This is a genomic window from Micropruina sp. (assembly GCF_047607385.1).
Lineage (GTDB): Bacteria > Actinomycetota > Actinomycetes > Propionibacteriales > Propionibacteriaceae > Micropruina.
This window is the reverse complement of the sequence record NZ_JASGDE010000055.1, coordinates 1-5,219: the sequence shown is the minus strand read 5'-3', so window position 1 is coordinate 5,219 and position 5,219 is coordinate 1. Positions and strand designations below refer to the sequence as shown.

8 protein-coding genes are annotated in these 5,219 nt (G+C 67.4%); 4 read left to right on the top strand and 4 right to left on the bottom strand.

Annotated features, from left to right (window positions below; translation table 11 throughout):
- Complete coding sequence (locus tag QM582_RS05355; protein ID WP_415082426.1) at positions 1 to 363, bottom strand: hypothetical protein; 363 nt, start codon at positions 361 to 363, stop codon at positions 1 to 3.
- Positions 363 to 503, bottom strand: a complete 141-nt coding sequence (locus QM582_RS05350; protein WP_415082424.1) for a hypothetical protein — start codon at positions 501 to 503, stop codon at positions 363 to 365. Before QM582_RS05350 ends, QM582_RS05355 begins: the two co-directional genes overlap by 1 nt.
- Positions 504 to 653: 150 nt before the next feature.
- Here QM582_RS05350 and QM582_RS05345 point away from each other — a divergent pair, with 150 nt between their 5' ends.
- Both QM582_RS05345 and QM582_RS05340 read left to right on the top strand, forming a co-directional pair.
- The gene (locus tag QM582_RS05345) at positions 654 to 1,298 is read left to right on the top strand and encodes a dihydrofolate reductase family protein (RefSeq protein ID WP_415082422.1); all 645 of its coding nucleotides are present in this window, start codon (positions 654 to 656) and stop codon (positions 1,296 to 1,298) included.
- Positions 1,299 to 1,351: 53 nt separating this feature from the next.
- Complete coding sequence (locus QM582_RS05340; RefSeq protein ID WP_415082421.1) at positions 1,352 to 1,915, top strand: dihydrofolate reductase family protein; 564 nt, start codon at positions 1,352 to 1,354, stop codon at positions 1,913 to 1,915.
- 129 nt (positions 1,916 to 2,044) lie between these two features.
- Here QM582_RS05340 and QM582_RS05335 read toward each other — a convergent pair whose 3' ends face one another.
- Together QM582_RS05335 and QM582_RS05330 are read right to left on the bottom strand one after the other, a co-directional pair.
- Positions 2,045 to 2,395 (bottom strand): protease inhibitor I42 family protein, encoded by a 351-nt coding sequence (locus QM582_RS05335; protein WP_415082419.1) that lies wholly within the window; start codon positions 2,393 to 2,395, stop codon positions 2,045 to 2,047.
- Complete coding sequence (locus QM582_RS05330) at positions 2,395 to 4,191, bottom strand: C1 family peptidase (RefSeq protein ID WP_415082417.1); 1,797 nt, start codon at positions 4,189 to 4,191, stop codon at positions 2,395 to 2,397. Before QM582_RS05330 ends, QM582_RS05335 begins: the two co-directional genes overlap by 1 nt.
- 214 nt (positions 4,192 to 4,405) lie before the next feature.
- On the opposite strand from QM582_RS05330, the gene QM582_RS05325 reads away from it, so the two are divergent.
- A complete protein-coding gene (locus tag QM582_RS05325) occupies positions 4,406 to 4,639 on the top strand; it encodes a FitA-like ribbon-helix-helix domain-containing protein (RefSeq protein ID WP_415082415.1) in 234 nt (77 codons plus the stop codon).
- A complete protein-coding gene (locus QM582_RS05320) occupies positions 4,636 to 5,061 on the top strand; it encodes a type II toxin-antitoxin system VapC family toxin (protein ID WP_415082413.1) in 426 nt (141 codons plus the stop codon). Before QM582_RS05325 ends, QM582_RS05320 begins: the two co-directional genes overlap by 4 nt.
- Positions 5,062 to 5,219 lie beyond the last annotated feature (158 nt).

Here is a 5,219-nt window from a genome sequence, read left to right as displayed (position 1 = left end):
TCACACTGCGCGATCGTCGGTGACTGAGAGCCTGAACGTGGGCTTGCCAGTGGATTGGACGTACGCGATTTCCCGGGTCGTCGACTCACCGATATAGCCGCCCGGATCGACAACGAGCACCGCGTCTGCGAGATCGATCTTCTTGAGGTGAAGCTCGTCCAGGACCCGCTTCTGCTCGTCGGTGACCACGTCACCACTGTGCTGGAACAGGGCCGGCGCCAGGACGATGATGCCGACCAAGGTCAACAGCTGATTGGCTTCCATGATCTGGTCTCGGAAACGGGTCGAGCCACAGATGCAGACGATCCGAGGATCACCCTCGGCCACTCTCCGCACGGCCGCGGCGATGCCAGCGTCAGCCATCAGTGGTCCTCCTTCAGGTCGGGTCGACGGCGTTCGGCGGTCCGAGTCAGCGCGCTGTAGCTGTATCGAACGTCCAGGCAGAGCGCACCGTCCCGCTCCAGCAGGAACCAGCCGCCGGGTTCGTGGTCGAGGTAGCGCATGGCGAGATCAGTGAAGCAGATCTCACCCCGGAGTCGCCCGGGTGACGCAGCTGCTCGCCCAGCAGCCGGCCACACAAAGTGCTTGCAGACAGAAACCACCCTGCGCTACAGTGCAAGTGATCTTAGATTGCAACCACCTGGGGAGTTGCCATGTTCCGCACGCGAGTCCACAACCTGCTCGTCTCCTCGGACGGGTACGCCGCCGGCGATCGGGTGACGATCGAGCAACCGATCGGCGGCGCCGGCGCCCTCTTCCGGTACTTCGACGGACGCGTCATTCATGGCGTCCACGGCATGGACGATCCGATAACGGCAGATCGGGCACTATTCAGCATGTGGGGCCAGGGCATCGGGGCGGAAATCATGGGCCGCCGCAAATTCGGACCCCAGTCCGGCGAATGGACCGACGACGGCTGGCGTGGATGGTGGGGAGACGAACCCCCGTTCCGCACTCCGGTGTTCATCCTGACCCACTACCCGCGCGAAACCATGGAGTTCGCCAACGGCACCAGCTTCCATTTCGTGGACGCCTCGCCGGAGGATGCACTTCACTTGGCGAAGGCCGCGGCCGGCGGCCTGGACGTCCGAATCGGTGGCGGACCGTCGACCGTGAACGCCTTCCTCCAGGCCGATCTCATCGATTTCCTCCATCTTTCTATCGTCCCGATCGTGCTCGGCTCCGGCGTCCGGATCTGGGATGATCTGGCCGGCCTGGAGGACAGATTCGAGATCGAATCCATCAGCACGTCCAGTGGGGTGACGCATCAGCTGTGGAACCGGAAGCAGCGCGGGTGAGCTCACACACCAAGACCGACCACCCCGGCGCTGGTCGAGAAAGGCTGACGAACATGGGAACCCTGAGCTACACCGCCACCATCTCACTCGACGGCTACGTGGCGGACGCCACCGGCGACTTCCAGTGGTCCGGCCCGTCCGACGAGGTCTTTCAGCTCCACATCGACCGGATGGGCCTGGTCTCCACCGAGGTGCTGGGACGCAACACCTACCTGCTGATGAAGTACTGGGAGGCCGACCCCGACGACGACTCCTGGGGCGCCGCCGAGGACGAGTTCGCCCGACGCTGGCGACGACTGGAAAAGGTCGTGGTCTCGTCCACATTGTCGCCGGACCAGCTCGCGCCCGACCGGGCTCGCCTTGTCCGCACGCTCGATCTGACCGACCTCGAACAGATCGTGCGGGACGCCCCGGGCGAGGTCGAGATCTTCGGCCCCAGCACCGCGAGTGCGGCGATTCGCGCCGGCATGGTGCGGGATTTCAGGTTCTTCATCGTTCCGAAGGCCGTGGGCGGAGGCCTGAGCGCACTGCCCGATGACGCGCACCTCGATCTGAGCCTGGTCGAGCACCACATCTTCGACAACGGCCTGACCTACCTCCACTACCGATCACGTTGACGTCGCCACGACCGGACGGCGCCTGATCGACACAGCGACCGCACCGTCCATGCGGCCACCCGGTGACGAGTTCCGCATCGACAGCTGAGCCGGCGCGATCGTAGGCCCGCCTCCAGCAGGAGGCCTCCGCTACCGTCCCGGGTCCTCCTCGGGCGGAAGAACCTGCACGTCGACGGCGCGCTCAGCTCGTGGGCGACCCTGCTCCCAGGGACGCTGCTGGACCAGCCGGACGCTGACCCGGCCCGGCGAGGCCCCGGTGATCGACAGCCGCTCCGGGGCGCTGGCACCGATCGGACGCAGCTCACCGCCGGCCGGGAAACCGCGGCGCCAAGCCAACTCGACCACCGCGGAATCACCGTCCAGAACCTCGCTCCACCGATAGCCGGACGTCCCCAGGCCGGGCAGGACGAGTTCGCGAACCTCACCCACCCGGAGCACCACGACCTCGGGCAGCCCGGCGCCGGGGACGTCGTCGGCCATCAAGCGCCGTCCAGCGCCACGATGGTCGCCGGTTCCCCGGTGAACTGGCCGCCGGCCGAGCCGAACTTCGCCTGCCAGCTGCCGTCCGGGTTCCGCAGGGTGTGCCACGGTTTCCCGGCCGCGAGCCCCAGCACGTGGAGGGTGGCGCCGACGTCGGCGCAGGCGACCGCGGTGAAGACGGTTCCCGCGGCGGCCGGCGGCAGCTGCCGGAACGCACCCCAGGTGCCGCTGCTGGACCTTTCCAGCAGCCATGGCTTGCCCCCACTCAACGCGACCAGGTTCAGCCCGCCGTCCACCGTGGCCGCGCTGACCGCGGTGAAGGAGCCGGGCACCGCACCGTCAGACGCGTTGATCCGCGCGGGAGCCGTCCAGCTTCCGTCCTTCTTGCGGGTGATCAGCCACAACTTTCCGCCTGCCACGGCGACCACGTTCGTCTCGCTGCCCCGGGTGACGCAGCTCAGCGCGGTGAACTTGCCCGCCGCCGTGTTGCCGGCCGCAGCCTTCGCCCAGGCCTGCTGCCAAACACCCTTGGCGTTCCGCTGGGTGTGCCAGATGCCACCGGCGGCCAATCCGGCGACCTGCACGGTGTCACCGACGGCGGCGCAGCTGACCGCGTCCCAGGCCGAGACCCCGGACGGCAGCGTCGAGGACGGTCGTTCCCACTTCGCCCAGCCGGCGTCGCTGCGCTTGCGGGTGTACCACAGGGTGCCGCCGACCAGTCCGAGCACGTGCAGCCGGTTGATCGTCGCGGTCGCGGTCACCGCGGTGAACGCACCGGGATCGCCGGGCGTCCCGGTATCGAGCCGGACCACCGGCGATTGCCACTTGCCGGTCTTGTTCCGTCCGGTCTGGTAGACATTCCCGGCGCCGGCCAGCAACACCTGCAGATCGGTCCGGATCAGCGGTGAACTGATCGTGCCGTTGATTCCCCACATCTCGGCGTCGATCCCGGCGCTGCCGTAGGCGATCCGGAAGTAGCCGGCCTCGCCCCAACCGGTGCCCCAGCTGTTCTTGGCGATCCAGCATTTCTTAGCGTCGTCGTAGCCGACGATCGCGACACAGTGCCCGCCGATGATGTCCCCGGAGGTCTTCGCGTTGTATTTGTAGACCCCGCCGGCGTAGTAGTAGAAGAAATCCTCGTAGATTGTGAAGCAGGCCACCATCGGGCCCACCGTCGACAGGTAGGTCTTCATCGAACTCACCGACGTCTTGCGGACGAAGCCGCCGAATTTGGTCAGCCGCGACTTCCAGTCGGATCCCCGGCGGCAGGGCTGGGCGTCATCGGTGTAGGGGTAGTTGAGTTCGTCGGTGATGCCGGCCTTCATCGCGGCCAGCGCCTCGTCCGGCCACCAGCCGCCCTCCGGGCACGGGATCGCACCGTGGGTCGCCCCCAGGCAGTGGTACGCGTAGGCCTCCGACAGATCCACCGCCAGGCCGGGCTGCTTGGCGGCAATCCGCACCATCGACTCCAGCACCCCGACCACGCCGAAGGCGACGCAGGACCCGCAGCCCGCCTGGTCCTTGACCGAGGTCACATAGTTGCCCCCGGACGCCTTGCGCCAGTCGTACTTGGCAGGTGCGGCGGCCGCGGACGCGACGGTGCCGGTCGGCGCCGTCAGCCGCGCGGACGCGGTCTGCACGCGCTCCTGCAAACCGGCCATGCCGTCCGGCGGGACCGCGCCGAGCCGGGCTCGGGCATGCAACCGCGACAACCCCGAATTGGCGGTCGGCCCCGGCTGCCATGCGATCTCCGAAGTCAGCGCCGCATTCCGTAGCGCCGCAAGATCCAGAACCATCAGAATCCCCTCTTTCGATGCCCAGCGGGCCTCGTTGCCCGGCACTGACATCAACTCCGAAGCTACCCCGCGCCCGGGTCCGGCGTCCTGCCGCAGCGAGAACGATCTGCCGAGTCGCCCGCATCGCTCGGCGAGACACTCGGCCGCGGATCGTCCGCATCAACCTTCTCGAACTCTGATATCATGATTGATATCAAAGCAAGGAGGTGGGCCGATGGCCGCGATCATCGTCCGCGGGATCGACGATTCGGTGAAGCAACGACTTGCCGTCCAGGCCAAAGCGCACGGACGCTCCATGGAGGCAGAGGTTCGCGACATCCTTACCAAGTCCGTGCACCGGCCGCACATCGGTTTGGCCCTCATGCAGGCCGCGCAGGAGGTCGGAGGGATCGATGACCTGCCGATCCCCGAGCGCGCCGACATCGCGCGAGCGGCAGACTTCGAGTGATCGTCATCGACACCAACGTCATCTCGGAGGCATTCCGTCCGCAACCGGCCGCGCAGGTGGTCGCATGGCTGCAGGCGCTCACCGGCGATGTTGCCATCACGGCGGTCACCTACGCCGAATTGCTGGCCGGCGTCCGCCACCTGCCGCAAGGCCGTCGCAGGACGACGCTGGGCGTCGCGATCGACTCCGCCCTGCAGTCCCACCGGGATACCCAGGCCATCCTGCCGTTCGATCACCTGGCAGCCCCCCACTACGCCGACATCCTCGCAGTCCGCGAGAAGGCAGGGCTGCCGATCAGCACCGCCGACGCTCAGATCGCCGCGATCTGTCGCGCGCATGCCGCTGCCTGCGCGACCCGGAACGCCAGGGACTTCGCGCACACCGGGATCGACCTGATCGATCCTTGGTCCACTCGGCCATAGAGCGGCCTCTCGCTGGTTGAGCTTGTCGAAACCCGTTGCCAGAGCGGTCTCGACAAGCTCGACCAGCGAAAATCCGCGCTCCTCAGTAGGTGGTCAGCCCGCGGGAGCGGAAGATGGTGCGGGTCGACTCCACCAACTCGGCCGACGGCGGCTCGGTG

Coding starts and splice junctions, on each gene's coding strand:
- QM582_RS05355 (WP_415082426.1), bottom strand. CDS start 363: ATGGCTGACGCTGGCATCGCCGCGGCCGTGCGGAGAGTGGCCGAGGGT.
- QM582_RS05350 (WP_415082424.1), bottom strand. CDS start 503: ATGCGCTACCTCGACCACGAACCCGGCGGCTGGTTCCTGCTGGAGCGG.
- QM582_RS05345 (WP_415082422.1), top strand. CDS start 654: ATGTTCCGCACGCGAGTCCACAACCTGCTCGTCTCCTCGGACGGGTAC.
- QM582_RS05340 (WP_415082421.1), top strand. CDS start 1,352: ATGGGAACCCTGAGCTACACCGCCACCATCTCACTCGACGGCTACGTG.
- QM582_RS05335 (WP_415082419.1), bottom strand. CDS start 2,395: ATGGCCGACGACGTCCCCGGCGCCGGGCTGCCCGAGGTCGTGGTGCTC.
- QM582_RS05330 (WP_415082417.1), bottom strand. CDS start 4,191: ATGGTTCTGGATCTTGCGGCGCTACGGAATGCGGCGCTGACTTCGGAG.
- QM582_RS05325 (WP_415082415.1), top strand. CDS start 4,406: ATGGCCGCGATCATCGTCCGCGGGATCGACGATTCGGTGAAGCAACGA.